This window comes from Rhizobium sp. 862_C5_N1_2 (assembly GCF_051811205.1).
GTDB lineage: Bacteria > Pseudomonadota > Alphaproteobacteria > Rhizobiales > Rhizobiaceae > Rhizobium > Rhizobium leguminosarum.
The window spans coordinates 3,164,376-3,190,748 of record NZ_JBPWPT010000001.1 but is presented as its reverse complement, the minus strand read 5'-3'; the positions used below and the strand labels follow the sequence as shown (position 1 = coordinate 3,190,748).

General features: G+C 60.4%; 24 protein-coding genes. 6 read left to right on the top strand and 18 right to left on the bottom strand.

The features are described from left to right. Window positions 1-202: 202 nt before the first annotated feature. A complete protein-coding gene (locus ACD590_RS16070; RefSeq protein ID WP_018243112.1) occupies window positions 203-1,243 on the bottom strand; it encodes a glutamine synthetase beta-grasp domain-containing protein in 1,041 nt (346 codons plus the stop codon). 432 nt (window positions 1,244-1,675) lie between these two features. Here ACD590_RS16070 and gstI point away from each other — a divergent pair, with 432 nt between their 5' ends. Further along, window positions 1,676-1,867, top strand: coding sequence for a glutamine synthetase translation inhibitor GstI (gene gstI / locus ACD590_RS16065; protein ID WP_018243111.1), 192 nt, complete (start codon window positions 1,676-1,678; stop codon window positions 1,865-1,867). Window positions 1,868-1,985: 118 nt separating this feature from the next. On the opposite strand, the gene ACD590_RS16060 is transcribed toward gstI, so the two are convergent. The 7 genes from ACD590_RS16060 to ACD590_RS16030 form a co-directional block, all read right to left on the bottom strand. Beyond that, complete coding sequence (locus ACD590_RS16060; protein WP_130717443.1) at window positions 1,986-2,906, bottom strand: sugar kinase; 921 nt, start codon at window positions 2,904-2,906, stop codon at window positions 1,986-1,988. 194 nt (window positions 2,907-3,100) lie between these two features. Then, window positions 3,101-3,442, bottom strand: coding sequence for a hypothetical protein (locus ACD590_RS16055; protein WP_439003042.1), 342 nt, complete (start codon window positions 3,440-3,442; stop codon window positions 3,101-3,103). A gap of 162 nt (window positions 3,443-3,604) precedes the next feature. After that, the gene (locus ACD590_RS16050) at window positions 3,605-4,591 is read right to left on the bottom strand and encodes an ABC transporter ATP-binding protein (protein WP_439003041.1); all 987 of its coding nucleotides are present in this window, start codon (window positions 4,589-4,591) and stop codon (window positions 3,605-3,607) included. Next, entirely contained in the window at window positions 4,584-5,576 is a 993-nt protein-coding gene (locus ACD590_RS16045) for an ABC transporter ATP-binding protein (protein WP_018243107.1), read from the bottom strand. Before ACD590_RS16045 ends, ACD590_RS16050 begins: the two co-directional genes overlap by 8 nt. Next, window positions 5,577-6,494 (bottom strand): ABC transporter permease, encoded by a 918-nt coding sequence (locus tag ACD590_RS16040; RefSeq protein ID WP_018243106.1) that lies wholly within the window; start codon window positions 6,492-6,494, stop codon window positions 5,577-5,579. It abuts the gene before it with no gap. After that, window positions 6,491-7,414 (bottom strand): ABC transporter permease subunit, encoded by a 924-nt coding sequence (locus ACD590_RS16035; protein WP_017965401.1) that lies wholly within the window; start codon window positions 7,412-7,414, stop codon window positions 6,491-6,493. Before ACD590_RS16035 ends, ACD590_RS16040 begins: the two co-directional genes overlap by 4 nt. 48 nt (window positions 7,415-7,462) lie before the next feature. Next, window positions 7,463-9,043 carry a peptide ABC transporter substrate-binding protein gene (locus ACD590_RS16030; protein WP_112904438.1) on the bottom strand — a complete coding sequence of 527 codons (1,581 nt, stop codon included), beginning with the start codon at window positions 9,041-9,043 and terminating at the stop codon, window positions 7,463-7,465. A gap of 285 nt (window positions 9,044-9,328) precedes the next feature. Between ACD590_RS16030 and bglA the strand changes: the two genes are divergently transcribed. Further along, window positions 9,329-10,975 (top strand): beta-galactosidase BglA, encoded by a 1,647-nt coding sequence (gene bglA / locus ACD590_RS16025; RefSeq protein WP_439003040.1) that lies wholly within the window; start codon window positions 9,329-9,331, stop codon window positions 10,973-10,975. 74 nt (window positions 10,976-11,049) lie between these two features. Here bglA and ade read toward each other — a convergent pair whose 3' ends face one another. Together ade and ACD590_RS16015 are read right to left on the bottom strand one after the other, a co-directional pair. Continuing rightward, window positions 11,050-12,747: an adenine deaminase gene (gene ade / locus ACD590_RS16020; protein WP_112904434.1), complete on the bottom strand. Its 1,698-nt coding sequence runs from the start codon at window positions 12,745-12,747 to the stop codon at window positions 11,050-11,052. A gap of 119 nt (window positions 12,748-12,866) precedes the next feature. Then, on the bottom strand, window positions 12,867-13,970 hold the full coding sequence (locus ACD590_RS16015) for a branched-chain amino acid ABC transporter substrate-binding protein (protein WP_439003039.1): 1,104 nt from the start codon (window positions 13,968-13,970) through the stop codon (window positions 12,867-12,869). A gap of 488 nt (window positions 13,971-14,458) precedes the next feature. Between ACD590_RS16015 and ACD590_RS16010 the strand changes: the two genes are divergently transcribed. Beyond that, window positions 14,459-15,373: an HD-GYP domain-containing protein gene (locus tag ACD590_RS16010; protein ID WP_439003038.1), complete on the top strand. Its 915-nt coding sequence runs from the start codon at window positions 14,459-14,461 to the stop codon at window positions 15,371-15,373. A 124-nt stretch (window positions 15,374-15,497) separates the two neighbouring features. Here the strand turns inward: ACD590_RS16010 and ACD590_RS16005 are convergent, their stop codons facing one another. The 6 genes from ACD590_RS16005 to ACD590_RS15980 form a co-directional block, all read right to left on the bottom strand. Next, window positions 15,498-16,823, bottom strand: a complete 1,326-nt coding sequence (locus ACD590_RS16005; RefSeq protein WP_018243099.1) for an aspartate aminotransferase family protein — start codon at window positions 16,821-16,823, stop codon at window positions 15,498-15,500. 356 nt (window positions 16,824-17,179) lie between these two features. After that, window positions 17,180-17,497, bottom strand: coding sequence for an ArsR/SmtB family transcription factor (locus ACD590_RS16000; protein ID WP_003561417.1), 318 nt, complete (start codon window positions 17,495-17,497; stop codon window positions 17,180-17,182). A 115-nt stretch (window positions 17,498-17,612) separates the two neighbouring features. Then, window positions 17,613-18,362 (bottom strand): HugZ family protein, encoded by a 750-nt coding sequence (locus ACD590_RS15995; RefSeq protein ID WP_439003037.1) that lies wholly within the window; start codon window positions 18,360-18,362, stop codon window positions 17,613-17,615. A gap of 31 nt (window positions 18,363-18,393) precedes the next feature. Then, a complete protein-coding gene (choV, locus tag ACD590_RS15990) occupies window positions 18,394-19,446 on the bottom strand; it encodes a choline ABC transporter ATP-binding protein (protein ID WP_018243097.1) in 1,053 nt (350 codons plus the stop codon). Beyond that, window positions 19,443-20,288: a choline ABC transporter permease subunit gene (choW, locus tag ACD590_RS15985; RefSeq protein ID WP_026242356.1), complete on the bottom strand. Its 846-nt coding sequence runs from the start codon at window positions 20,286-20,288 to the stop codon at window positions 19,443-19,445. Before choW ends, choV begins: the two co-directional genes overlap by 4 nt. 72 nt (window positions 20,289-20,360) lie before the next feature. Beyond that, window positions 20,361-21,317: a choline ABC transporter substrate-binding protein gene (locus ACD590_RS15980; RefSeq protein ID WP_018243096.1), complete on the bottom strand. Its 957-nt coding sequence runs from the start codon at window positions 21,315-21,317 to the stop codon at window positions 20,361-20,363. 237 nt (window positions 21,318-21,554) lie between these two features. Here ACD590_RS15980 and ACD590_RS15975 point away from each other — a divergent pair, with 237 nt between their 5' ends. The 3 genes from ACD590_RS15975 (at window position 21,555) to ACD590_RS15965 (ending at window position 24,587) form a co-directional block, all read left to right on the top strand. Beyond that, entirely contained in the window at window positions 21,555-22,157 is a 603-nt protein-coding gene (locus ACD590_RS15975) for a thymidine kinase (RefSeq protein ID WP_018243095.1), read from the top strand. Window positions 22,158-22,233: 76 nt separating this feature from the next. Further along, entirely contained in the window at window positions 22,234-23,307 is a 1,074-nt protein-coding gene (locus tag ACD590_RS15970) for a hypothetical protein (RefSeq protein ID WP_439003036.1), read from the top strand. A 149-nt stretch (window positions 23,308-23,456) separates the two neighbouring features. Next, entirely contained in the window at window positions 23,457-24,587 is a 1,131-nt protein-coding gene (locus ACD590_RS15965; protein WP_065276282.1) for a DUF2333 family protein, read from the top strand. A 121-nt stretch (window positions 24,588-24,708) separates the two neighbouring features. Here the strand turns inward: ACD590_RS15965 and ACD590_RS15960 are convergent, their stop codons facing one another. Together ACD590_RS15960 and ACD590_RS15955 are read right to left on the bottom strand one after the other, a co-directional pair. Then, window positions 24,709-25,170, bottom strand: coding sequence for a PAS domain-containing protein (locus ACD590_RS15960; RefSeq protein ID WP_027683539.1), 462 nt, complete (start codon window positions 25,168-25,170; stop codon window positions 24,709-24,711). 46 nt (window positions 25,171-25,216) lie between these two features. Then, entirely contained in the window at window positions 25,217-25,942 is a 726-nt protein-coding gene (locus ACD590_RS15955; RefSeq protein WP_113542376.1) for a helix-turn-helix transcriptional regulator, read from the bottom strand. Between the last annotated feature and the right edge of the window lie 431 nt (window positions 25,943-26,373).

The window sequence follows — 26,373 nt, the reverse complement described above, 5'->3', positions numbered from 1 at the left end:
TCAACCCCTCAGCGGGGTTCCGGAACGGCGATTCCCGCTTGCTTATTTTGAGGCATGACCATGATGGAAATATTACAGCCCATATTGCAAGGATTGCAGGGGCTTTCGCTGGCCTGATCGCCTCGATTATGTCGGCGGCGGGCGGCGGTTTTCATGCACAAAGAATAACGGCGCCGGTCCAGGACCGGCGCCGTTTGGGAGGTTAAGCGGCAGCGGAAGCCGAGCTTGCAGTCGGAACTTCCGAGATCGTCTTCAGAACCTGCGAAGCGATCTGGTAGGGGCAGCCCTGTGAGTTCGGGCGGCGATCTTCCAGATAGCCCTTGTAGTCGTTCTTGACGAAGGAGTGCGGAACGCGGATCGAAGCACCACGGTCGGCAACGCCGTAGGAGAACTTGTTCCACGGTGCCGTTTCGTGCTTGCCGGTCAGGCGCTTGTCGTTGTCAGGACCGTAGACGTTGATGTGGTCCATCAGGTTCTTTTCGAACTGCGCCATCAGCGCTTCGAAATAGGCCTTGCCGCCGATTTCGCGCATGTACTTGGTCGAGAAGTTGCAATGCATGCCCGAGCCGTTCCAGTCGGTGTCGCCGAGCGGCTTGCAGTGATACTCGATGTCGATGCCGTATTTTTCGGTCAGGCGCTGCAAGAGGTAGCGTGCCATCCAGATCTGGTCGGCGGCTTTCTTGGAGCCCTTGCCGAAAATCTGGAATTCCCACTGGCCCTTGGCCACTTCGGCATTGATGCCTTCGTGATTGATGCCGGCAGCGAGGCAGAGGTCGAGATGCTCTTCGACGATTTCGCGGGCAACGTCGCCGACGTTCGAATAGCCGACGCCGGTGTAGTACGGACCCTGCGGAGCGGGGTAGCCCTGCTCAGGGAAGCCGAGCGGGCGGCCGTTCTGGTAGAAGAAATATTCCTGCTCGAAGCCGAACCAGGCGTCTTCGTCGTCGAGGATGGTGGCGCGGGCATTCGATGCATGCGGCGTGACGCCATCCGGCATCATGACTTCGCACATGACGAGAGCGCCGTTGGTACGGGCCGGGTCGGGATAGATGGCGACCGGCTTCAGCACGCAATCGGAGCTGCGGCCTTCAGCCTGCTGTGTCGAGGAGCCGTCAAAGCCCCAGAGCGGAAGCTGTTCCAGCGTCGGGAATGCGTCGAATTCCTTGATCTGCGTCTTACCACGCAGGTTCGGTACCGGAGTGTACCCATCGAGCCAAATATACTCGAGCTTATATTTTGTCATCGTGACTCTCTCAATGCTACGAAGGTGAGCAAATCCGGAGGTGATCTCGGCGCGCAAGCGCATCCGACCGCCAGGGATGACGCTTTAAAAGCACGTAGCGTGCCAGTTTTGGCGCCACGCAAAAGAAAAATCGCGAATCAGCGTGCCGGCCGATTTTTTCTCTTTTGGAAAATCGGGCTGTTTTTAACGCTCACAGGCGGTATCGCCCATCAAAACGCACTTTTCCCATCTGGAACTGGATGAAAATTGCGGCGTTAGGCTGAAATGATGAAGTGTTAAACAAATTATCGGAAGCTTTTAGCCGAGACAGCATGCCGACCGATCACAATTGTAACATTGCCCTTATTTTGTGCAATTTGCATAAACTATGTGCATTGTGCTATGTAGATGGTCCTGAAATGTTGATGCGCCGAACTGAATGGAGGCGATCTCATGCCCACCGGTTTCCATCGTGAATCCGCAACGATCTACCAGTTTCCCGTGAAGGCGATACGAAACGCCAACCGGTTCGAACGCGCCAGGCTGATGGAGCGCGAGGCAGCAGACGTCTGCGATGCTGCGCTCGACAGTTGCTGGTACCATGACGAGGCAGTTCGCGAGTCCGATCGGCCGACGAAGTCCTGATTTTTTCTTTCGTATAACCCTGAAATCGGAATCGATTTGAGGGGATCGGCGGAGCAAACGATGCCGACAAGGCGGGAAGCGCCTGTGCATGGCGATCGTACTGCGTCAGCATGTGCGGCTAGCCGCCATCCAATCCGAGCTTTTCCCTTACGACCAATGCGCCATGTTCGCTGACGACGCGGGCAGCGACCTTTGCTGCGAAGCGGGCGGCGGCAGGCGCATCGCCTGCTTCGAGGTATCGTGCGAGAAAGGCGCCGTTGAAGCTGTCGCCGGCGCTGGTGGTGTCGACCACCTTCTTCACCTTTTCAGCCGGAACGAAGGTTTGCTCGCCGGCAAAATTCAGCGTGACACCGTCAGCGCCGTTCTTGACGACGATATCGACGGCGCCCAGTGCGCGATAGCGGTGGATCGTCGCCTCAATGGAATCATCGCCGAAATGGGCCGCCTCGTCGTCGAAGCTCGGCATGACGAGCACGGATGAGCGGGCGCCTTCGCTGATTGTCGTGTGCATCACGTCGTAGCTCGACCAGAGGCGCGGCCGGATGTTCGGATCGAAGACGACGAGCTTGCCGGCGGCCTTGGCGCGACGGACTTCGGCAAGCAAAGTCTCGGCATCCTCATGTGGCAGGATGGCAAGGGTGATGCCGGAGAAATAGATGACGGCAGCGCTCTCCACCGCCTCGCGCAGGCGGTCCGGATCAGCCGCCAGGCTGCGGGCTGCCGAGCTGTCACGCCAGTAGCTGAAGGAACGTTCGCCGTCCTTCAGATTGATCATATAGAGGCCGGGCGTCCTGCCCCTGATGCGGCGGATGAGGCTCGTGCCGATGCCTGATGTGTCGATGAAGGCCAGCATCTCATCCGACATGGCGTCGTCACCGAGGGCGGTGAAATAATCGACCGACCAGTCGGCGGCAAGGCAGGCGCGGGCATACCAGGCGGTGTTGAAGGTATCGCCGGCAAAGCCTTTGCGCAGCAGGCCGTCGCCTGCCTGCGAGAGTTCCACCATGCATTCACCGATCGATAGAAACCGTCTGCTCACCTTGTCCTCCCGGCATTAGAGTGCTGCGGATCCAACAGGACGCGCTAGGGACACTCTATCACTTTGAATTGGCGGATTATCCGCAGGTCTTCATTCGCTGATACGCGGAGCCGGGCAGAGTGACAAGCGTCGATATTACGGGAGATGAAGCCCGTCTTCGCGGGCGAGGCGAAGGCGGGCTTTCAGAAGGACGCCTATTCGTGGATGGTGTAGCTGCCCATCGCGCAAAGATCTTGCGTATCTTCCGTGGTTGCGAGGTTTGAGCCTTCTTCGAATTCGAAGCGCATGTCGTATTTGCAGACGGTGAGGCCATCAGCGATGGTGATATCGATGCTTTCGCCCGGATTGAGAACGTCGTCACCGAAGACGTCTTCTTCCCATTCGCCGACGCCGGTCGGCGAGCTGTAGAAACGTGTCAGGACGGAGTTCGTCCCGTTGGTGAGCTTGAAGTTCAGATCTTCGGCATGCGACGAAACGGCGGAGGCGGCGATCATCGTGGCGGCGAGTGCGATCAAAGCTGATATTTTCGATTTCATGTATGCGTTCCCCTGGCTTGCGATTAGGCCGAAATGGGATAGCATTCGCTCATAAAATCTTTCTTATCGGGGACTTTAGATCCAAAAATAGTCCGCTTCGTCCCGGGATGGACGGCGGTCGGACATTCAAGGCGAGGGCCGCCTGGGCGGCCGTCTTTCCGTTCATGGCCTGTCCATATGATAGCAAGCGGCCTTCTGCCCGGGGCGGACCTCCTCGGTCGGCGGCATTTCGGTGCGACAGATGTCGGTCGCCTTCCAGCAGCGCGGTGAGAAGACGCAGCCTTTCGGCGGCTTGAGCGGTGAGGGCGGGTCACCCTGCAGGCGGATGCGGGTTCGCAGGCGCGCAAGCTTCGGATCCGGGATGGGCGCGGCGGAGAAGAGCGCCTGCGTATAGGGATGGGCCGGATGATCGAAGACGGTGGCGCAGTCGCCGGCTTCCACCACCCTGCCGAGATAGAGCACCAGCACATCGTCTGAGATCAGGCGGACGACGGAGAGGTCGTGGCTGATGAAGATCAGCGTCAGGCCGAATTCCTTGCGCAGCTTGCGCAGGAGCGTGATGACCTGACCCTGGATCGAGACGTCGAGGGCCGAAACCGGCTCGTCGCAGATGATGAGCTTCGGTTTGGTGACGACCGCGCGGGCGATACCGATGCGTTGCGCCTGGCCGCCGGAGAATTCGTGCGGATAGCGGTTGATCATCTCCGGCACCAGGCCGACGGCGGTCATGATCTCGCGGACACGTTCGGTGCGCTCGGCTTTGGAGAGTTTCGGCTCGAAGACGGTGAGCGGCTCGGCGATGATGTCGCCGACCGTCATGCGCGGGTCGAGCGAGGCGATCGGATCCTGAAAGATGATCTGCATGTCGCGGCGCGCGGCGCGCATTTCCTCATCCGACAGGTCGAGCAGGTTCCGGCCCTGCCAGAGGATGCGGCCCTTCTGCGATTTCAACAGCCGCAGGATGGAGCGGCCGAGCGTGGACTTGCCACAGCCGGATTCGCCGACGATGCCAAGCGTGCGGCCTTCGCTGAGGTCGAAGCTGACATTGTTGACGGCTGTGAGAAAGATCGGCGGCTTGAAGAGGCCTTTTGCCGGCAGTTCGAATTGGGTCGTCAGGTTCTCGACCCTCAGAAGCGATCGTTCAGCCATGGTTCAACAGCTCCTCGCGACGCGGGAAGGGGTGGTAGCAGGCGGCGCAATGGTGCGGCGCCAGGGTTTCGAGCGGCGGCGGGCGGTCGATGCAATCGTCCTGGACCTGCGAGCAGCGCGGCGAGAAATTGCAGCCCTTCGGCAGGTGCTGCAGGTTTGGCGGACGGCCGGGGATGACGACGAGGTCGTCGACATCCTGGTCCGGGCGCGGGATCGAGGCATGCAGTGCTGCGGTATAGGGATGGGCCGGATTGTCGAAGAGTTCGTCGACCGGAGCCTCCTCGACGATGCGGCCGGCATACATGACGGCGACGCGGTCGGCGAGTCCGGCAACGACGCCGAGATCGTGGGTGATCATGACGAGCGCCGTGTTCATCTCCGCCGTCAGGTCGTTGAAGAGATCGAGGATCTGCGCCTGGATGGTGACGTCGAGCGCCGTCGTCGGTTCGTCGGCGATCAGAAGCTTCGGCCGGGTGAGCAGCGCCATGGCGATTACGATGCGCTGGCGCATGCCGCCGGAGAGCTCGTGCGGGTAGAGATGGAAGCGTCGTGTCGGATCGGGGATGCCGACGCGTTTCAGCATGTCGAGTGCGGCGGCGGATGCGGCGCGCGCCGTCAGCCCGCCGTGAACCTCGAGCTGCTCCGTTAGTTGCCGGGAGATCTTCAGCGATGGATTGAGGGCGGTCATCGGGTCCTGGAAGACCATCGCCATGTCCTTGCCGCGGATCTGGTCGAGCTCGCGCGGTTTCAGCGCCAGCACGTCCTTGCCTTCGAGCAACGCCTGTCCCGTCGTTTTGCCGTTCTTGGCGAGCAGGCCCATGATGCCCAGGAAGGTTTGGCTCTTGCCGGAACCGGATTCGCCGACGATGGCGATGCGCTCGCCGCGCTTGACCGTCAGGTTCATGTTCGAGACTGCCTTCACCTCACCGTCCGGCGTTTTGAAGGTGATCGAATAGTCTTTGAGTTCGAGGAGGGTATCCGTCATTTAACGATCCTTCGGGTCGAACGCGTCGCGCAGGCCGTCGCCGATGAACAGCAGGCTGAGCAGCAGGGCCACGAGGAAGCTTGCCGGGAAGACCAGCAGCCAAGGCATGCTTTCCATGGCATCGGTCCCCTCGGCGATCAGCGTGCCGAGCGAGGTCAGCGGTTCCTGCACGCCGAAGCCGAGATAGGAAAGGAAGCTTTCGGTGGCGATGATTTCAGGCACCGTCAATGCTGCGAAGATGACCACGGGTCCGACGAGATTCGGGATGATGTGCTTGATGATGATCTTGAACGGCCGCTGCCCGGATGCGCGGGCCGCCTCGATGAATTCGCGATGCTTGATCGATAGCGTCTGGCCGCGAACGATGCGGGCCATGGTCAGCCATTCCAGCGCGCCGATGGCGGCAAAGAGCAGATAGACGTTGCGGCCGAAGATCACCATCAGCAGGATGACGAAGAGGATATAGGGAAGCGCATACATGATATCGACGAAGCGCATCATGATCGCATCCAGCCTGCCGCCGATATATCCCGATACCGCACCGTAGAGCACGCCGATGAAGACGGAAACGACGGTCGCCGTCAGCGCCACGGCCAGCGAGACGCGGGTGCCGTAAAGGACGCGGGCGAGAAGGTCGCGGCCGTTCGGGTCGGTGCCGAAATAATGACCGGTCTCGAACGAGGGCGGGATCCGGAAGGCCGCCCAGTCGGGATCTTCATAGTTGAAGGGAATGAACCAGGGGCCGATGAAGGCGACGAGGATCAGCAGCGTCAGGACGACGATCGACAGGACGGCTGCCTTGTTGCGGCCGAGGCGGCGCAACGCATCCTTAGTGAGCGAGCGGCTTTCGGGTGCCAGCCCTTCCGCCGCCAGCAGCTCCTGGGCGAGCAGCTCGCGTTTTGCGGGGTTGAGGATCATCTGTTTCTCACTTTCGGATCGAGCCACGCATAGGCGATATCAACGAGAAGGTTCAGAAACACGATCAGCACCATGTAGAAGATGACCGTGCCGAGAACCATGCCGTAGTCACGGTTCAGCGCTGCGTTGACGAAATAGCGGCCGATGCCGGGCAATCCGAAGATGCTCTCGACAACAAGCGAGCCGGTGAGAAGATAGCTTGCTGCCGGACCCAAATAGGAGACGACCGGCATCAAGGCGGGCTTCAGTGCGTGGCGCATGACCGTCAGTCGAGGGCCGATGCCCTTTGCCTTGGCGGTACGGATAAAATTCTGGTTCATCACCTCGATCATCGAGCCGCGCGTGATGCGCGAGATACGGCCGGCATGCGGCAGGGCGAGAACGACGATCGGCAGGATGAGGTATTTGATCGAGCCGTCACCCCAGCCGCCGACTGGAAACCACGCGAGATGGATGCCGAAGACGAGCTGCAGGATGGGCGCGATCAGGAAGTTCGGTAGCACGACGCCGATCAGGATGAGCGCGCCCAGAATATAATCCGGTGCCTTGTTCTGATAGAGCGCCCCAAGACAGCCGACGGCGACACCGACGATGATGGCAATCAGGAAGGCAGCCGTACCGATGGTGAAGGTGTAAGGCAGACCGATCATGATCTGCTGGGCGACGGTGAAATCTTCGCTGGCGAAGGAGGGGCCAAGATCGCCCCGGAGCAGATCACCGACATAGATCAGGTACTGCTGGATGAGCGGCTTGTCGAGATTGTAGTGGATCGCAAGGTTCTTCAGGATCACCGGCGGCAATGGCCTTTCGCCATCGAAAGGGCCGCCGGGGGCAAGGCGCAAAACAAAAAACGAGGCTGTTACGGCGATCCACATGACGGGGATCGTCGACAGAAGGCGACGGAGTGCGTATTTGATCATGGTCGTGGGCCGGTCCTTTCCGCAACGCGCGGAAAGGACCGTTTTCCCTTACTCTTTCATCGACAGCCAGCGGGTGCGGTGGATGTCCTGGATGTTATCGACGAAGCCTTCGATCTTTGGCGAAACGACGTTCTTCGAGACATAGTAGTAGATCGGCAGGGCGGCGGATTCATCCAGCGCCAGCTGTTCGGCCTTCTTGAAGATCGCAGCACGCTTGGTGAGATCCGTCTCGGCGTTGCCTTCCTTGATCATCTTGTCGTACTCGGGATTGGACCAGCGGCCGTAGTTCATCTGGACGCCTGTCACCAGGAGGTTCAGGAAGTTGTCCGGATCGTTATAGTCGGCGAGCCAGCCGGCGCGGCCGATTTCGACCTGGCCACGCTGCATCTGGTCGTAATGCACCTTGGTTTCGGCATTGACGAGCTCGACATCGACGCCGAGCGGCTTCCACATGGATGCGATGGCGACGGCGATACGCTTGTGGTTGTCGTTGGTGTTGTAGCTGAGCACGGCGTGCAACGGCTTGTCCGGCCCGAAACCGGCTTCGGTCAGAAGCTTCTTGGCTTCGGCGACCTTCTCGCTATAGGGCAGGTCCTTCCAGCTGACATAGGCCGGCTCGCCGTAATTCGCCGTGCCCGGCGGAACCCAGGAATAGGCCGGCAGCTCGCCGGTGCCGAGGATTTGCGGGCCGATGACCTCACGGTTGATCGCCATGGAGAGAGCCTGGCGGACGCGCTTGTCGCTGAAGGGCGGCTTCTGTGAGTTGACGACGTAATAATAGAGGCCGGAGAAGGGGGCGACATGCGCCTGGCCCGGCAGGTTCTTCTTCATCCACTCGTATTGGTCGGTCGGGAAGTCGGTGAGGATATCGAATTCGCCGGCGCGGTAGCGTTTCAGCGCGGCTTCCTGGTCTTCGAGCACGAAGAACTTCGCTCCGTCGATCTTCAGGTCCTTGGTGTCATACCACTGGTCGTTCTTGACTGTGGTGACATGCGAGCCCGGAACCCATTCGACGGGCTTGTAGGGGCCGTTGGTGACGATGTTGCCGATCTTGACCCAATCCTGGCCCTTCGCCTCGACGACATGCTTCGGCAGCGGGTAGGCGGTGTAATGCATCAGGGCATTAATGAAATAGGGGGTGGCATTTTCGAGGGTGATTTCGAGCGTCTTGTCGTCGATCGCCTTGACGCCGAGCTGGTTGAGATCGGTGATCTCACCCTTGTTGATCTTTTCGGCGTTCTTGATGGTGAACTGCAGATAGGCATAGTCGGCGGCGTTCTTCGGGTCGACGAGGCGCTGGAAGGCGAAGACGAAGTCTCCTGCCGTTACCGGCTGGCCATCTGACCACTTGATGCCGTCGCGAAGCTTGAAGGTGTAAACCTTGCCATCAGGCGAAATCGTCCAGCTTTCGGCCTGGCCGGGGATCGGATTATCCTTGGCGTCCTCGGTAACGAGGCCTTCGAAAATGTCGCCGGCGATACGGTTTTCCCAGTCTCCCGAAAGCTTCTGCGGATCGAGCGACTGCGGGTCGCCACCATTGTGAATGTTGAGCGTTGCCGCATGGGCCGAAAACGCCAGCAATGTGCCAAGCATTGCAGAGGCGAGAAATTTTTTCGCGAAATGGTTCATGGTGGGTCCACCTTTCTAGGCTTTTCGCCTTTATTAGACATTTGTTCCCGGTGTTTGACCTCTTACGTGCAGGTCAGCGCGCACATTATCGCAAAGGCTTTGCGTTGCAACCCCAAATCCGGAGTGTGGAAACGGGTTGTGGACAAGCCTATATACGTCTCCCCCTTGTCGGATCGCGACGACCCGCAGTGACGTCCGCCACGCTCTCATCACAGCTTCACCCGGTTGTCTTTTGTTTTGTCCGCTTTAGTGTGGCGAGCGCAAACGAGGCAGGAGATGTAGCCGATGGCATTGCAGGCAGGCGGGAGTGCGGACTGGTGGCGCGGCGCGGTGATCTATCAGGTCTATCCGCGCTCGTTTCAGGACACCAACAGCGACGGTCTCGGCGATCTCAGGGGAATCACCCGCCGGCTGCCGCATATAGCCAGCCTCGGAGTCGACGCGATCTGGCTCTCGCCCTTCTTCAAGTCGCCGATGGCCGACATGGGCTACGACGTTTCCGATTACTGCGACGTCGATCCAATCTTCGGCACGCTCGCCGATTTCGACGAGATGATGGCCGAAGCGCACAGGCTCGGCATCAAGGTTGTTATCGACCAGGTGATCTCGCATACCTCCGACCGGCATCCCTGGTTCGTCGAGAGCCGGTCGAGCCGGACCAATCCCAAGGCGGATTGGTATGTCTGGGCCGATCCGAAGCCGGATGGTACGGCGCCGAACAACTGGTTGTCTATCTTCGGCGGGCCGGGCTGGGAATGGGATGGCGTGCGCCGGCAATATTACCAGCACAATTTCCTGACCTCGCAGCCGGACCTCAACTTCCACAGCAAGGCCGTCCAGGATGCGGTCCTCGAGACGGTGAAGTTCTGGCTCGACCGCGGCGTCGACGGCTTCCGCCTGGATACGGTCAACTATTATTTCTGCGACAAGCTGCTCAGGAGCAATCCGCCGCACGAGCCGGATGAGAATGACGCAGGCCTTGATGCGCCCGACAGCAATCCCTACGGCATGCAGAACCACCTCCACGACAAGACGCAGCCGGAAAATGTCGATTTCCTCAAGCGCTTCCGGGCGCTGCTCGATCAGTACGAGGATCGCACGACTGTCGGCGAAGTCGGCGATGGCGCGCGTTCGCTGAAGACGGTTGGCGCCTATACGAGCGGCGGCGATAAGCTGCACATGTGCTACACATTCGATCTGCTCGGGCCGGATTTCACCGCCGAGCATATTCGCGGCTGCGTCGAGGCGTTCCAAAAGGCAGTCACGGACGGCTGGGTCTGCTGGGCTTTTTCCAACCATGACGTCATGCGCCATGTCAGCCGTTTCGCGCGGACGGAGGAAGAACGGCCTGTCATCGCCAAGCTGGCGGTCTCGGTGCTTGCGGCGCTACGTGGCTCGATCTGCCTCTATCAGGGCGAGGAACTCGGCCTGCCGGAGGCCGAGCTCGCCTTCGAGGATCTGCGCGACCCCTACGGCATCCGCTTCTGGCCGGCCTTCAAGGGCCGCGACGGATGCCGCACGCCGATGCCCTGGGAAGCCGGCAAGGCGCATGCGGGCTTCACATCCGCGGAAAAGAGCTGGCTGCCGGTGCCTTACGAGCAGGCAGCACTTTCCGTCGATACGCAGGAGGCGAGCGACAGTTCGGTGCTGCATCACTACCGCAAGACGCTTGCATTCCGGAAGAGCCATCCGGCGCTGGTCGACGGCGACATGGCCTTCATCGGCACCAACCAGGACCTACTCGCCTTCACTCGCGAAAAGGACGGAGAAAAACTGCTCTTCGTTTTCAACCTGACGCGCAAACCGGCGGAATTCCGCCTGCCTGATGGCATCGTGCTCGGGGGACCGCTTGATATGCCGGGCTTCGAGGCGGTAGCGGGCGCGGGGTCAGTGAAGCTTGCGGCGCTCGACGGGTTTTGCGCGCGGGTTTGATGTTCGACTGCTGTGTCTCTGAAGGCGACCGTCGAGAGGTTGTCCACCACGGAGCCAGCCCTGTTTCAATCGCATCACCCAATGAGCGCGAACTTGTCCACATCCACCATGCCGCGGTCGGATATCTTCAGGTGCGGGATGACCGGCAGCGGCAGGAAAGCGAGCTGGAGGAAGGGTTCTTCCAACGTGGCGCCGAGCGCGAAGGCGGCCTTGCGCAGATGGTGCAGGATGTCGCGAACCGTCTCATAGGGCTCGAGGCTCATAAGTCCGGCGATGGGCAGGGCGATTTCGCCGGTGACCTTGCCGTCTTCGACGACGACGAAGCCGCCCTTGATCTCGCCAAGGCGGTTTGCGGCGCAGGCCATGTCGTCCTCGCTGACGCCGACCACGCAGATGTTGTGGCTGTCATGGCCGACGGTCGAGGCGATCGCACCCTTCTTCAGGCCGAAGCCCTGGACGAAGCCGTTGGCATGGTTGCCGTTCTTGCCGTGGCGCTCGATGACGGCGACTTTGATGATATCGTTGGCAAGATCGACCGTCGTCTCGTTGCCCCTGACGGGCAGGCGGTAGCGGCGATGCTCGGTGATGATCTTGCCCGGCATGACGCCGATGACAGGCGTCTCGCCCTCGGCGACCGGGACGCCGAAATGGGCGGCGTTGACGGGTCGGGCCTTGACGCTGTCGAGGCCGATCGGGGCAACCGGTCTGCGCGAAGAAAAGAGCGCATCGGTGACGCGGCGGCCGGCGGAGAAGATCATGTCGGCGCGGCAGTTTTCCAGGCTGTCGAGAACCACCAGATCGGCGCGCCAGCCCGGCGCGACCAGGCCGCGGTCCCTGAGGCCGAAGGCGCGGGCGGCCGAAATCGAGGCGGCGCGGTAGATCGCCAGAGGCTCGACGCCGCTTGCGATGGCCGTGCGGATCATATGATCGAGATGGCCCTGTTCGGCGATATCGAGCGGATTCCGATCGTCCGTGCAGAGCGCCAGATAGGGCGACAGCCGCTCGGTGATAATAGGCATCAGCGCCGCGAGATCCTTGGATACCGAACCCTCGCGCACGAGGATATGCATGCCCTTGCGGATCTTTTCCAGCGCTTCGGCGGCAGTCGTGCATTCGTGTTCGGTGCGGATGCCGGCCGAGAGGTAGCCATTGAGGTCGTTGCCGGACAGTAGCGGCGCGTGACCGTCGATATGGCCGCCCTGGAAGGCATCAAGCTTGGCCATGCAGACGGGATCCTTGTGGATCACGCCGGGGAAATTCATGAATTCGGCAAGGCCGATGACCTTCGGGTGGTGGCGGTAGGGCAGGAGGCGCTCGATCGGCAGGTCGGCGCCGGAGGTTTCGAGATGCGTCGCCGGAACACAGGAGGAGAGCTGGACGCGGATGTCCATGATCGTCTCCAGCGCCGATTCCAGAAAGAATTCGATGCCGGCGGTTCCGAGCACATTGGCGATTTCGTGCGGATCGCAGATCGCGGTCGTCACGCCGTAGGGCAGAACGCAGCGATCGAATTCATGCGGTGTGACGAGCGAAGATTCGATATGCAGATGCGTGTCGATGAAGCCGGGAACGACGATCCTGCCCGATATATCGATTTCGGTCTCGCCATCATAATCGCCTGAGGTGCCGACGATGCGATCGGCGCCGATCGCAATGTCCGACAGGACGAGTTCGCCGGTAACGAGATCGAAGAAACGGCCGCCCTTCAGCACGATATCGGCCGGCACGCGGCCGACGCCCTGGTCGATGAGACGTTCGAGCTTGGTGGTCATGGCATTGCTCACATTACAACCGATTCCGAAACTTATAACCGATCTGCCGCCACAAGCGAGTGCCGCAAAACGAAACCGGGCGCCATAGGGGCGCCCGGTGGTCGACGGTCCGCGATGGTTTACTCGGCGGCGACGATCTTGCCGGCTTCCCATTTGTAGAGCGAGAAGCTCTGCGAGGTCAGGTCGCCGGTCTCGCCGTAGGTGACCTTGCCGATGGCGGTCGGGATTTCTTCGCCGCCCTTCAGCGCGGTCGCAACGGCTTCGGCATCCTCGGCACTGCCGGCCTTCTCGATGCCGGCTTTCAGCACTTCGACGGCGGCATAGGCGTTGAGCGTGAAGGCCTCGGCCGGGATGTTCTTGGCGGCGAGCGCATCGGCTGCGGCTTTGGAATCCGGGCTCTTGGTGGCGTCCGAAGCGTTGGTGAAGATCGTGCCTCCTGCCGCATCCGTGCCGATTGCCCAGAATTCGGTGTTGGAGAGTCCGTCGCCGCCGATGATCGTCGCGTTGGCGGCGAGGTCATGCAGCTGGCGGGCGAGCAGGCCGCCTTCCGGGTGGTAGCCGCCGAAATAGACCACGTCGACCTTTTCCGACTTGATGCGGGTGGTGAGCGCGCTGAAATCCTTGTCGCCAGGCGTGATCGCGTCATTGACGACTTCGGTGATGCCTCCGGCGTTCAGCGTCGCCTTGAAGGCGTCGGCGAGGCCCTTGCCATAGGCGCCCTTGTCGTTGACGATGGCGACGCGCTTGTCCTTGAAATTCTTCAGCACATATTTGGCGGCGACTTCGGCCTGCTGGTCGTCGCGTCCGCAGGTGCGCAGCACGTTGGTGAGACCGCGCTTGGTCAGGTCAGGGGCGGTCGCGGTCGGGGTGACCATCAGCACGCCGTTTTCAGCAAGCACGTCCGAAACGGGAATGGCGACGCCTGAGGTCACTGGGCCGACGACGAAACGGATGCCGTCGCCGACGACCTTGTTGGCAGCGGAAACGCCCTGCTTCGGCTCGCCGGCATCGTCGGCCAGTTCGAGGACGACCTTCTCGCCGAGAATCCCGCCCTTCTTGTTGATCTCGTCGACGGCTGTCTGAGCGCCGTTCTTCACCTGGTCGCCATAGGCAGCGACGGGGCCGGTCAGCGGCGCGATCAGGCCGATGGTGATATCGGCGTGGGCAAGCGGCGCAAAGGCGAGTGACGCGACGAGGGTCGCCGTCAAAGTCTTGAGGGTCATTGTCTGTCTCCTTGGATGGGGTCATTCGACCCGCGATGAAGCGTCGCGCCGGCTTTTCCGGATCGTTCAACGGCCCTAAGGCCGTGCCAAGGACGATCGATATCGGCGCGATCAATGCGCCCTCCGGCCATATTTGGCTCGAATGGGTGCAACGGCAAGATTTCTAGGAATTTTGGTGAGATTTCGCAAGTTGATAGCAAAATGAAACGAGAATTGAGCCGATCCCGTGCGAAATCGTCCGAAATCGTCGATTTTGACGCCGTCTGCCGATTTCTAGAGGGTGCCGGTACCCCGCGTCAGCGATGCGCCGATGAAACCTGGCGAATTTCGCGGAGGCTCTCTTCGTCTTTCTGAATATTCGAATTCTGTTTCGAGATTAACATTTGATTCTACCAATTAGGGTAGAACCATTATTCGCGCATATATTGCTGCGATGCAAAAGAACGGTCGACAATAAACAGAGAGTTATTTCAGGAATAGAGAGCTGGATGCTCAAGCGGGTCGAAGCCAGGCAGGTGCGCACCGGAATGTTTGTCGAGGCCATCGAGGGTGCATGGCACGATCCCTTTCTGTCCAAGCGCAGATTTCTTCTGCGCCGTGAAATCGATGCCCAGAAGCTTCGCAAGAACGGCATGACAGGCGTGATCATCAACACCAGCAGAGGCCTGGATATTGACGGCCTGCCAGGTGGCAACATCGAGATCGACACCAAGGCGGCACGCGAGACCATCCAGAAATCCATGCAAGTGCTGGAAAGCGTTTTCGGTCGACTCCAGCATGGCGATGAGATCAGCGTCGATCAGGTGGCGCCGGTGATTTCCTCAGTCTCCAAGTCTATCGATCAGAATCCCACGGTCTTTCTGAGCGTTACGCGTCTGAAATCCAAGGACGAGGCGACGTTCCTGCATTCGATTTCGGTGAGCGCGCTGATGATCCTTTTCAGCCGTCATCTCGGACTTGACGAGACAACTGTTCAGATGCTCGGCACAGCAGGATTGCTGCACGACGTCGGCAAGCTCGAAATTCCGCTCGAGATACTCAACAAGGAGGGCCCCCTGGACGAGGACGAGATCAAGATGATCCGCGACCATCCGGAAAAGGGACACGCCATCCTGTCGCGCCAGGAAGGCATGTCGGAGATCGTTCTCGACGTCTGCCTCAACCATCATGAGCGTATCGACGGCAAGGGCTATCCCCGCAAACTTTCCGAGGCGCAGGTCAGCCTCCATGCGCGTATTGCTGCGATTTGCGACGTCTACGACGCCATCACCTCGGTGCGGCCGTACAGGGCGCCATGGAGCGCGAGCCAAGCATTGAAATGGATGCTTGGTAACGAAGGGCACTTCGATCGCCGGCTCTTGAAGAAATTCGCCCTCTGCCTTTCCGTCGCCGCCGTGACCTGAGGTCTATCCAACTTCGCAACAAACCGGCCTGTGTGGAGTCATAGCGCCGCGCGTCCTTTCAGACGCGCGGCGCTATGACGCTTTGACGTGCTGCATGCCCTTTTGCCGGAAATTTCAGAGCTTCTCAGATGTTGTTCTGCAGGATGGTCCGCAGCTTGCCGAAGAGCTCGTCGATGTGGTGCTTCTCGATGATCAGCGGCGGCGAGAGTGCAATGATATCGCCGGTGGTACGGATCAGCAGGCCGCTTTCATAGGCTTTCAGGAAAGCGGTGAAGGCACGCTTGGTCGGCTCGCCGGCGATCGGGTCGAGTTCGATCGCGCCGATCAGGCCCGTGTTCCTGATGTCGATGACATTGGGGCAGTCCTTCAGTGAATGCAGCGCGTCGGCCCAGTAGTCGGAAAGCTCGGCGGCGCGTGTCAGCAGCCCCTCTTCCTTATAGGTGTCGAGCGTGGCGAGTGCGGCGGCGGAAGCGATCGGGTTGCCGGAGTAGGTGTAGCCGTGGAAGAACTCGATCATGTGCTCCGGGCCGTTCATGAAAGCATCATGGATCTCGGAGGTGACGAAGACGGCGCCCATCGGGATGACACCATTGGTCAGTCCCTTGGCGGCGGTGATCATGTCGGGCTTGACGTCGTAATATTGGGCGGCGAAGGGGGCGCCGAGGCGGCCGAAGCCGGTGATGACCTCGTCGAAGATTAGAAGGATGCCGTGTTTGGTGCAGATCTCGCGCAGCTTCTGCAGGTAGCCCTTGGGCGGGATCAAGACGCCGGTGGAGCCTGCCACCGGCTCGACGATGACGGCGGCGACGGTAGAGGCGTCATGCAGGGTGACGATACGCTCCAGCTCGGTGGCGATGTCACCGCCATGCTCGGGCTCGCCGCGGGTGAAGTTGTTCTTGCCGGGCTGGTGGGTGTGCGGCATGTGATCGACGCCAGTCAGAAGCGTGCCGAACATCTTGCGGTTGGTGACGATGCCGCCGACGGAGATGCCGCCGAAATTGACGCCGTGATAGCCGCGCTCGCGGCCGATCAGGCGGAACCGTGATCCATTGCCCTTCACCCGGTGATAGGCGAGCGCCACCTTGAGCGCGGTCTCGACGGATTCGGAACCGGAGTTGGTATAGAGAACGTGGTTCAGGCCTTCCGGGGCAATGTCGACCAGGCGGTTTGCAAGTTCGAAGGCCTTGGGATGGCCGAGCTGGAAGGCCGGCGCGTAATCGAGCTCGCCGGCCTGCTCGCGGATCGCCTCGGTGATCTTGGGGCGGCAGTGGCCGGCATTGACGCACCAGAGGCCAGCGGTGCCGTCCAGCACCTGACGGCCGTCATGGGTCGTATAGTACATGTCCTTGGCGCCAACGAACAAACGCGGCTCCTTCTTGAACTGGCGATTTGCCGTAAACGGCATCCAGAAGGCGCGAAGATCGTTCGGTGCGTTGAGGCGATTGGACATGCTGTTCTCCTGGCCGCTGACGGCCCTTTCCCGGGGGCTTTACGCCCATATTTTTACTGCCCGGTCAAATTATCAGGGCTTCCCAAGGCGTCAACGGGAAAAGTCCCGAGAACGGCTCCCAACGGGAAGTTCAACGTGTCTCGGTCGATCACGGGGCGAGCGCTTCAGCTCGATCAGGCTGCAATTCTTTCCCCGCCGGCGAAAGGAGCAAAAGACCGGGCGCGCAAAGACACGACCGGCAAATCGCAAATTTGCCGGTCGTGCCATAAGGTTCACGTGCTGAAATATCGTTGCCAAGCCTCCGGGAACATTCCCTTGCAGCCTGGCATCGGCCGACATTCATGTCAGCGCTATCATTAAGCGGCGGATCTGTTCCGGTTCTGCACGAGGTAGATGTCTTCGAGCGTTGCCAGGATCTTCATGACCGGCTCGGAGGTGCTCGAATAATAGATGGTCTGTGCGTCCCGGCGGGTCTTGACCAGCTTTTGAGCGCGCAATTTCGACAGGTGTTGAGAGAGAGCCGACTGGCTGAGCCCGACCTGCGTCGCAAGCACGCCGACGGCCACTTCGCCCTTCACGAGGCTACACAGGATCAGCAATCTCTTCGGGTTTGCCATGGCCGACAATAAAGCTGCCGCCACGTTCGTGTGATCGGCCAAATCAGAGGTTTCCATATGTTATCTTCCTAATGCGAAACGTACATCAAGTGTGTTGGCGCAGGCCGCCAGCCGGGATTTTGACTGACATCAAAAACTAGCAACTGGGCTCGAAGATTGTATATACCTAAATTTAAGGTATCGAGTATGCTATTTTAGATATGTTTGAACAAATGTGATCGGCATCCACAGCGAGGGTTTCGAACTCGTATCGCAGCAGAGAATCGCCGGAAATCATGTCGAAACCTGAGGAATCCACACCACAAATGCGCCAAGAACCCGATTCCGGCGCATTTAGCCTGGTAGCAAGGCTTTCCTCCACATCGGGGTGGCGTTCTACTAAATCTCGCACTGTCTCTGTTGCCCTGGCGGCAATCTCCTCATTCGCGGCCGACTGGATTACGAGATCGTTCCCATCGAGTTGGTAGGCGCGGCCGAAACCGCCATTGAGGCTGGCCTGCTCAGGCTTGAGACGGAAGAATAGGAAATCAGGAAAGTCGATATAAAGCTTCGCCTTGGGGTGGCGAGCGAGAAAACGCGTGCGTATCCGCGCGTAGAATGGATTGCTGTGCTCGATGGGTTCTGCCAGGCATTGGGTCGTCAGGCGGGGATAGGCAAGGGGATCCCCCTTGCCGGGCTCGCCGGTCAGGAGCGAGGCGCGCGGATCTCTGGCGAGCGCCTTGGTATGAGCCGACAGCTGCGAAACCAGGATGACGGGGATGCCGTCGATATCGGTGGCGACGAGCACGCGGCTGGCGAAGGGGAAGCCGGTCTCGGGGGCGAGAACGGCAATCGCCGCGTGCCTGGCGGAGCGCAGAAGCACGCGGGCGAGCTTTCGGGCATCGTCGTCGGTTTCGCGTAAGGGCGAGGGCTGATCTTTCATATCCACTTTGTGACAAAGCGGATGGAAAACATCAAGCTTCCTGCTTGCGGCGATGGCGGGTGAGGCCGGCAACGATATCCTGAGCCGAGATGGTGCCGACGATCGCGCCGTTCTCGACGATGCCGATACTGCCTGGCTGGCGGGCAAGGGCATCGAGGATATCGATGAGCGGGGTCGCGGCGCGGGCCGTGGCGCTGACGCTCATGCCGGCGGCAGTCTGGCCAAGGCCCGGCTGCATGACGTCGGCCGCCGTCAGCATGTTGATCGGATTGAGGTTCTGCACGAAATCGGCGACATACTGGTCTGCGGGGTTCTTGACGATGTCGTGGGGCGTTCCGCACTGGATGATGCGGCCGCTCTCCATGATGGCGATGCGATTGCCGATGCGGAAGGCCTCGTCGAGATCGTGGCTGACGAAAAGAATGGTCTTCTTCAGCCGCCGCTGGAACTCCAGGAGCTCGTCCTGCAGGCGGGTGCGGATCAATGGGTCGAGCGCCGAGAAAGGCTCGTCCATGAGCAGGATCGGGGCGCCGGTGGCAAAGGCGCGGGCAAGGCCGACACGCTGCTGCATGCCGCCGGAAAGCTCGTTGACCTTGCGGCCCGCCCATTTCGTCAAGTTGACCAGTTCAAGCTGCTCGCCGACGCGGAGCTTGCGTTCGGCTTCCGGCATGCCGGCGAGCTCGAGGCCGAAGCCGACATTCTCGGCGACCGTGCGCCATGGCAGGAGAGCGAACTGCTGGAACACCATGGAGACGGTGTGCGTGCGCAGATCCCGCAGCGCCTTGGCATTGCATCTGTAAGGGTTGACGGGGCCGGTGGTCGTGGAGACGGCGACATCACCACGCACCACGGGAGCGAGCCCGTTGACGGCGCGCAGCAGCGTCGACTTGCCGGAGCCGGAAAGGCCCATCAGCACCAGGATCTCGCCTTCCTCGATCGTCAGCGAGGCATCGGCGACGCCGAGCACCAAGCCGGTGGCGGCGCCGATTTCGTCGCGCGATTTGCCCTGATCGACCATGGCAAGCGCGGTTTCCGGCCGATCGCCGAAGATGATGCTGACATTGTTAAAGCTTACCGCGGTCATGCACCGCCTCCTTCACCCGCCGTGCGGAACATCCGGTCGAGAATGATTGCCAGGATGACGATGCAGAAGCCCGCCTCGAAGCCCTTGGCGATATTGACGGTGTTCAGCGCACGGACGACGGGCACGCCAAGCCCGGGAGCGCCGACAAGGGCGGCGATGACAACCATCGACAGCGACAGCATGATGGTCTGGGTGAGACCCGCCATGATCTGCGGCGTGGCGTAGGGAAGCTCGATCTTGCGCAACACCTGTATCGGCGTCGCGCCGAAAGCGACGGCGGCTTCGACGAGGGACGGCGGCGTCGAGATGATGCCAAGGCGCGTCAGCCGGATCGGGGCGGGGATTGCGAAGATGACGGTGGCGATCAGGCCCGGCACCATGCCGAGGCCAAACAGGATGAGCGCCGGGATCAGGTAGACGAATGTCGGTATGGTCTGCATGAGATCGAGTACCGGGCGCATGGCAGCATAGATCCAAGGGCGGCGGGCGGCAGCAATCCCTAGCGGAATGCCGATCACCATACAGACGAAGGTGGCGGCCAGCACGAGGGCGAGCGTCTCCGTCGTTTCCTTCCAATAGTCCTGGTTCACGATCAGCAGCAGCCCGAGACAGGTGAAGACGGCGACCGCGATCGAGCGGCGCAGCCAAAAGGCGATGGCGGTGATGGCCGCGATGACGATGAGCGGATGAGGCTTCTGCAGCACGAAGAGCAGGCCGTCTATGGCGCTCGACAGCAGGAAGGCGATCTGGTTGAAGAACCATTCGCCGTTCGAGGTCAGCCAGTCCACAAAGGATTTGGCCCAGGGGCCAACGGGAATCTTAAATTCGGTGATCCAATTCAAGGGCGCGCCCATCCAGAAAAACAACAATCGGACAAAAATGAAACGGGGCGGCGAGCCGCCCCGTTCGTATCATCAGAGGCCGAGGCCGGTCTTGGCGGCGGCGAGAGCGTCGCCCTTGCCATCGCGGGTCTTGACGCCCGCGAGCCAGGGCTCGAGTGCTGTGGGGTTCGCCTTCAGCCATTCGGAAGCTGCAGCCTCCGGCTCTTTGCCGTCGTTCAGGATTTTGCCCATGATGTGGTTCTCCATGTCGAGGGAGAACGTCAGGTTCTTCAGCATCGTGCCGACATTCGGGCATTCGTCGAGATAACCGGCGCGGACATTGGTGAAGACCTTGGCGCCGCCGAAATCCGGACCGAAGATATCGTCACCGCCAGTCAGGTAGGTCAGCTTGAAGTTGGTGTTCATCGGATGGGGTTCCCAGCCGAGGAAGACAACGGGCTTGCCTGATTTGTCGGCGCGCGCGACCTGAGCGAGCATACCCTGCTCGGAGGACTCGACGACTTCCAAATCCTTCAGGCCAAAGGTGTTCTTTTCGATCATGTCCATGACGAGGCGGTTGCCATCATTGCCGGGCTCGATGCCATAGATCTTGCCATCCAGCTCGTCCTTATGAGCGGCGATGTCCTTGAAGTCCTTGATGCCAAGCTCGGCGCCCTTGGCGTTGGTGGCGAGCGTATACTTGGCGCCGACGAGGTTGGGGCCGAAGGATTCGACCGACTTGTCGTCGAGATAGGGCCGGACGTCCTTTTCCTGTGTCGGCATCCAGTTGCCGAGGAAGATGTCGATGTCCTTGTTCTTCAGCGAGGTGTAGGTGACCGGCACCGAGAGAACCTTGATGTCGGTCTGATAGCCGATGCTCTTCAGGACGACGGATGCGGTGGCGGTGGTAGCGGTAATGTCAGTCCAGCCGACGTCCGAGAAATGAACGGTGGAGCAGCTGTCGGGATCGGCGGCGAAGGCGGCGGTCGCAACGGAGAGGGCGGCGACGGCAGTTGCGGTAACGAGTTTGAACGTGCTTGTTGTTTTCATTTTAGACTCCCAGTCTTTAAGTTCCCAAGCCAACCATCAATAGCCGAGTTTGACAAGCGACCTCAGTGCGTTTGCGTCGTATCGACCCATGCGATTGCGACGTCGGTGGATTTTTTCGCGACGCCTTAGTTTCTGGGCTTTCGGCGGTTTTTGAGCGTGGATTCCTGTGATTATCGCCGTCACGGGGCTTTTCTTTGCCATTCCAAGCTTTCAATAAGCCGATTAAGGAGAAATCGGATGGCAAAACTCTATTTCAACTACTCGACGATGAACGCCGGCAAGTCGACGATGCTGCTGCAGGCCTCCTACAATTACCAGGAGCGCGGCATGCGGACGGTGCAGTTGATCGCCGCTTTCGACGAGCGCGCGGGCCGAGGCGTCATCGGCTCGCGGATCGGCTTGGAGGCGAGCGCCATTCCCTTCGAGCCGCATGAGGATCTGTTCCGGTTGGTTGCGACGCTGAGCGGCGAAGGAGCACCGATTTCCTGCATCTTCGTCGATGAGGCGCATTTCATGACGCCTGTCCATGTCTGGCAGCTTGCCCGCGTCGTTGACAGGCTCGGAATCCCTGTGATGGTCTACGGGCTGAGAACCGATTTCCAGGGCAAGCTGTTTCCGGCCTCGCAGGAACTGCTGGCGATCGCCGACGAAATGCGCGAAGTGCGCACGATCTGCCATTGCGGGCGCAAGGCGACGATGGTTGTGCGGCTCGACGGAGAAGGAAAAGTGTTGCACGAAGGCGCCCAGATCGATGTCGGCGGCAACGAGAAATATGTGTCGCTCTGCCGCAGGCATTGGGACGACGCGATGAACGGTGCCTGGATCGCCGAGCCGGTCTGAAGCCGGCGACGCCGCCTGTTTTCTTTGGCGCCGCAAGCGACTAGCTTGGGGTCAGGAGATTCCCTGGAGAGATCAGGTGCGCAAACCCCCGCCATTCGACAGCCAGTACGAAGCCGCCGACAGCCTTGCCGAGAGGATTGCGGCCGAGGGGTCCTATTGCGTGGCCGCGATCGGCGCCTTCGGCGGCGACGAAACACGGTCGGCCGACGAGGTCTTCCTCGAGCAGAATGCCCGCTTCCAAGCACATATCGCCGATGCTGCGACGCTTGACGCCCAAATGGCCGAGCTGGTTTTTTCCCTCGACCGGCTGACGGCCGAGGTTTCTGCCGATCTCGATAGTTTCCGGGGGCTGACGCCGCGTGAGAAGATGGCCGGCTGGGTGTCGCGCCAGCGGATGTGGCGCATGTATACGGAACGCGTGCGCGAGGCGCCGGTCATCGAACGGCTGCTCGACCTTCTGACGAAATCGGACGCTCTCGCCAGGCTGATCGCCGGCCAGCGCGCCGCGCTCACCGAACGGCACAGGGCAGCCGAACTCAACCTCGTCGACATCGTCGAGCAGAGGCGCCGACTGGTCGTTTCCATCGATATCGCCCGTCTCAAGATGAAGGAGCTCAATGCCAAGGCGCTGACGACGCAAGGCCGTATCGGCGTCTATGGCAACAGGGCGCACTGGGAGCAGATGGAGGCAGAGCGGCGGGCGCTGAAGGCGGAAGCCGAGCGGATTTCCGCCGGGGAACACGAGATGCGCGACGACAGCCAGCGGCGTGAGCGCTTCATCGGCCTGTTCCAGGCTTTTGTCGATTCGCTGAATGGTCGGATCGCTGCCTGCAACCTGCTGCTGCGCAAGCTGTTGATCGACGTAGAGGAGCGGCTGATCATCTACCAGGCGCAGGTCGATACCGACCGGCCAGGCATGAAGGTGAGGATCAAGCCGGAACTCTTTCCTGATATCGCTGCGCCGATCAGGCTGTTCGAGAAGGGCATGCTGGTCGCCCAGGATCTGGAGCGGCGCAAGAGCCGTGTCGATCTCGAATTCGCCAGAAGGTTCCCGACCTATGCCGAACTGCCGCCGGAAACATCGGGAGCACCTCTGATCGACACAGCGCGCAGGTCCTTCCGTTTCAGCCTGCCTTTCCTGCGCTCCTGACCCACAGGCGTAGACAATACCCCCTCTTCCCAATGCTTCCATTCCGGAAAATCGAAGGGCTCGTGTTGTGCTCGGCCCATCGAGCGCATATGTGGGATGCAGCGGGGCGGCAATGTCCCGATGTTCGCCTCGCCTGACAGGAGACGACGATGCTTGACCGGATAGCCGGTTTTTTCAGGCTGATCGGCCAGATGATCGGCCGCTGGGCCCGCCTGTTTTCCGCCTGGGCCTTCTGGCCCTTTCTTGCCGCGCACGGCTGGTATCAGCGCCGGAGCTGGATGATCCGGTTGCCGGTCATCGCGTTCGTGGCGCTGCTGGTCGCGCTCTACGGCTATTTCTTCTGGGAGACGCAGGTCTGGTCGAATTTTAACACCGCCTTTGTCGACCAGTACCGGCTTTCCGAACGCAAGGTTGCCGCCGGGCAGGAAGTGCCGGTCGCCGAGGGCGCCAATACGACGGCGCCGAAGACCTGCCAGCGCTCGGCGATCGTCGACGTCGCGGCCGATCTGACCGATTTCAATGTCAACCAGAACGCATGGATCTCCTCCATGGTGCTCTACAAGATGGGTTTCTTCGGCATCGACTGGGATCACACGCCCTTCCTCGACAACAAGGCGTCGTTCCAACGCGGCGTCAACCAGGCGGTCCGGCGAACCTCGGTGGAGCTTGTCGATACGCTCGGACGTGTGCGCGGCACATCGGGCATCAACAACGACCTGCAGAACGCACGTGGCAACCTGCAGTTCGACGAATATAGCTGGTATTTCGGGCTCAATCCCTTCGGGCCGAAGACGCCGACGCCTTCCTATTATCGCTCGGCGATCGGCAGCCTGCGCAAGTTCAACACCGATCTCGCCCTCTGCAACGCCATTTTCGACGGACGTGCCGACAATCTCGTCCAATTCATCGACCGCATCGCCAACGATCTCGGCGGCACCTCCGACATGCTCGCCGAGCGTTCTGAAAACCACAACCGCGGTTGGTTCGATACACGTGCCGACGACCGGTTCTGGTTCGCCTACGGCCAGCTATACGGCTATTACGCGATCATGGCGGCCGCCCAGGCGGATTTCTCGCAGGTGGTGGCGGAACGCAATCTCGGAGCGATCTGGGGCGGGACCATGCGGCAGTTCCAGTCGGCGCTGCGCATCCAGCCGGCGATCATCTCGAACGGGCGTGAGGATGGCTGGATCATGCCGAGCCATCTCGCCACGATGGGCTTCTATATTCTGAGGGTGCGCTCGAACCTCGTCGAGATCCGTTCGGTGCTCGACCGCTAAAGCGCGTCGCGATCTTTCAGATTCGCTCCTCGCGCTTTGGCTCTTTGCTTTTACGCATGTCGGTGTCGCGCGACATGCTTTGGATCCTGCGCGTCCAGCAGGACGCGCTATCGTTGTTGAATCAGCGGGGTATCGTGTTGTCCTCGAAGCCGACGACGCGCAGTCTTTCGACGAATTCATAGGTGACGCCGACGATGCCGCCGCCGCTTTCATCGTCACGGAAGCGGCCGACGCTGCGCACCAGCTTATAGCCGCCAAGCCGATTGTCGACGCGATAGACGAAATGGAAGCCGACGCCGTGAAGGCTTGCTTCTTCGAAGGTTTGGGCGATCAGGCTGCGGTCTTCCTCGTGGATGCGCGACATCAGCTCTGTCAGGTTGACAGGGCCGTCGCTGTAAGGGAGGCCGAAGATCGCGTGGACATCCTCGCTTGCAAAGAAATGTCCTGTCTCGATGTCGATGCGCCAAAAGCCGAAAAGACGGTAGGCAGCGAGCATCTGGACGACTTCCGCATCGGTAATGCCGATGTGGGCGCGGGATTGTTCTGTCTTGTCAATGACGGGCTGTTCGAAGTGAAGAGGCACGATTCCCCCAGATCACGGGACGACGTGCCGACTCTCTTCCGATTCCTCAGTTGATCAGCTTCAATCGAATTGCCTTAGCTACCAACTGGGTGCGGTTGACGCAATCGAGTTTTTTGATCGCATTCGTCATATAGGCGTTCACCGTATGGTCCGAGAGCGTCAGGATCTGGCCGATTTCGATCGAGGTCTTGCCCTGGGCCGTCCATCGCACAACTTCTAGTTCTCGGTTCGATAGCGCGGTATGCGCGCATTCCTCGTTGCGCTTGACTGCATTGTATGCATCGAGTGCATGGAGAATGATCATTACCAGCTCGTTGATCTCGCTCTGGCCGAGTGCGGTGCGCTCGCCGCAGAACCAAAAGACCAGGCGCTGGCCGTCGGCCGCGATGGTCGGCATGGCAACGCCTGCCGGTATGGCATGGCGCAACATCAGGGCGCGCAGTTCGGCGGGAAAGGCCTGACCATTGACGGCGTCGTTGAGGTGCCAAGCCGGCGGCACAGCGGACTGCCTCAGCCTTAGGCCGAAAGGGCAGCCGCGCATCATGTGGGCGCGGTCGAAATCCCTGACATAGGCGGCCGGAAGCGAGCTCTCGATCAGCAGAGGTTTCAAGAGAAGGTCTTCGGGGGAGGGAGCGTGCATCAGCGTCGCATGCGACAATCCGAAGGCTGTGGAAACCCTGCCGAGTGCCTGCGCAAACAGGCTGCGCGTTCGAGCGGTCGCAAGCTCTGCCGAAAGCAATGACTGTCTTTCAGAGGTAGTCATGTAAGACATTTGTACGCCTCCGGCAGCCTCAATGTTACCGCTATCAAACACAGAAAATCTGCAGGATGCTAGCCCCAATTAACTTAAGGCAGGCCGATTCATTCAAATTGTGAGAAATTAGCCACGGGAGATCGCGCTCTGATTGAGTTTCGACTTGCAAAGATAACGTTGCGGTATCTTGAGGCGCTTCGTGACGGCATAGCTATGGCCTCACGCAGCAGGGCAGGCGGAGAATCACCTGAGTGAGTTCGATGAGAACTCCGGTCTTCTCGCACCGGCGTAAAGGCGATGGACCGGTCCACCTGCAGCGCTTTGCGCTGGAGCAGATGAACTGCGTGAACACGGCCGCAGCGGGGCGCCATGTAGGCCGGATTGCGAATGAGAGAACAAGGCTAAGAGGGCCGCAGCGGGCGTCGAAATCCGGCTTGCTGGTGTTCAAT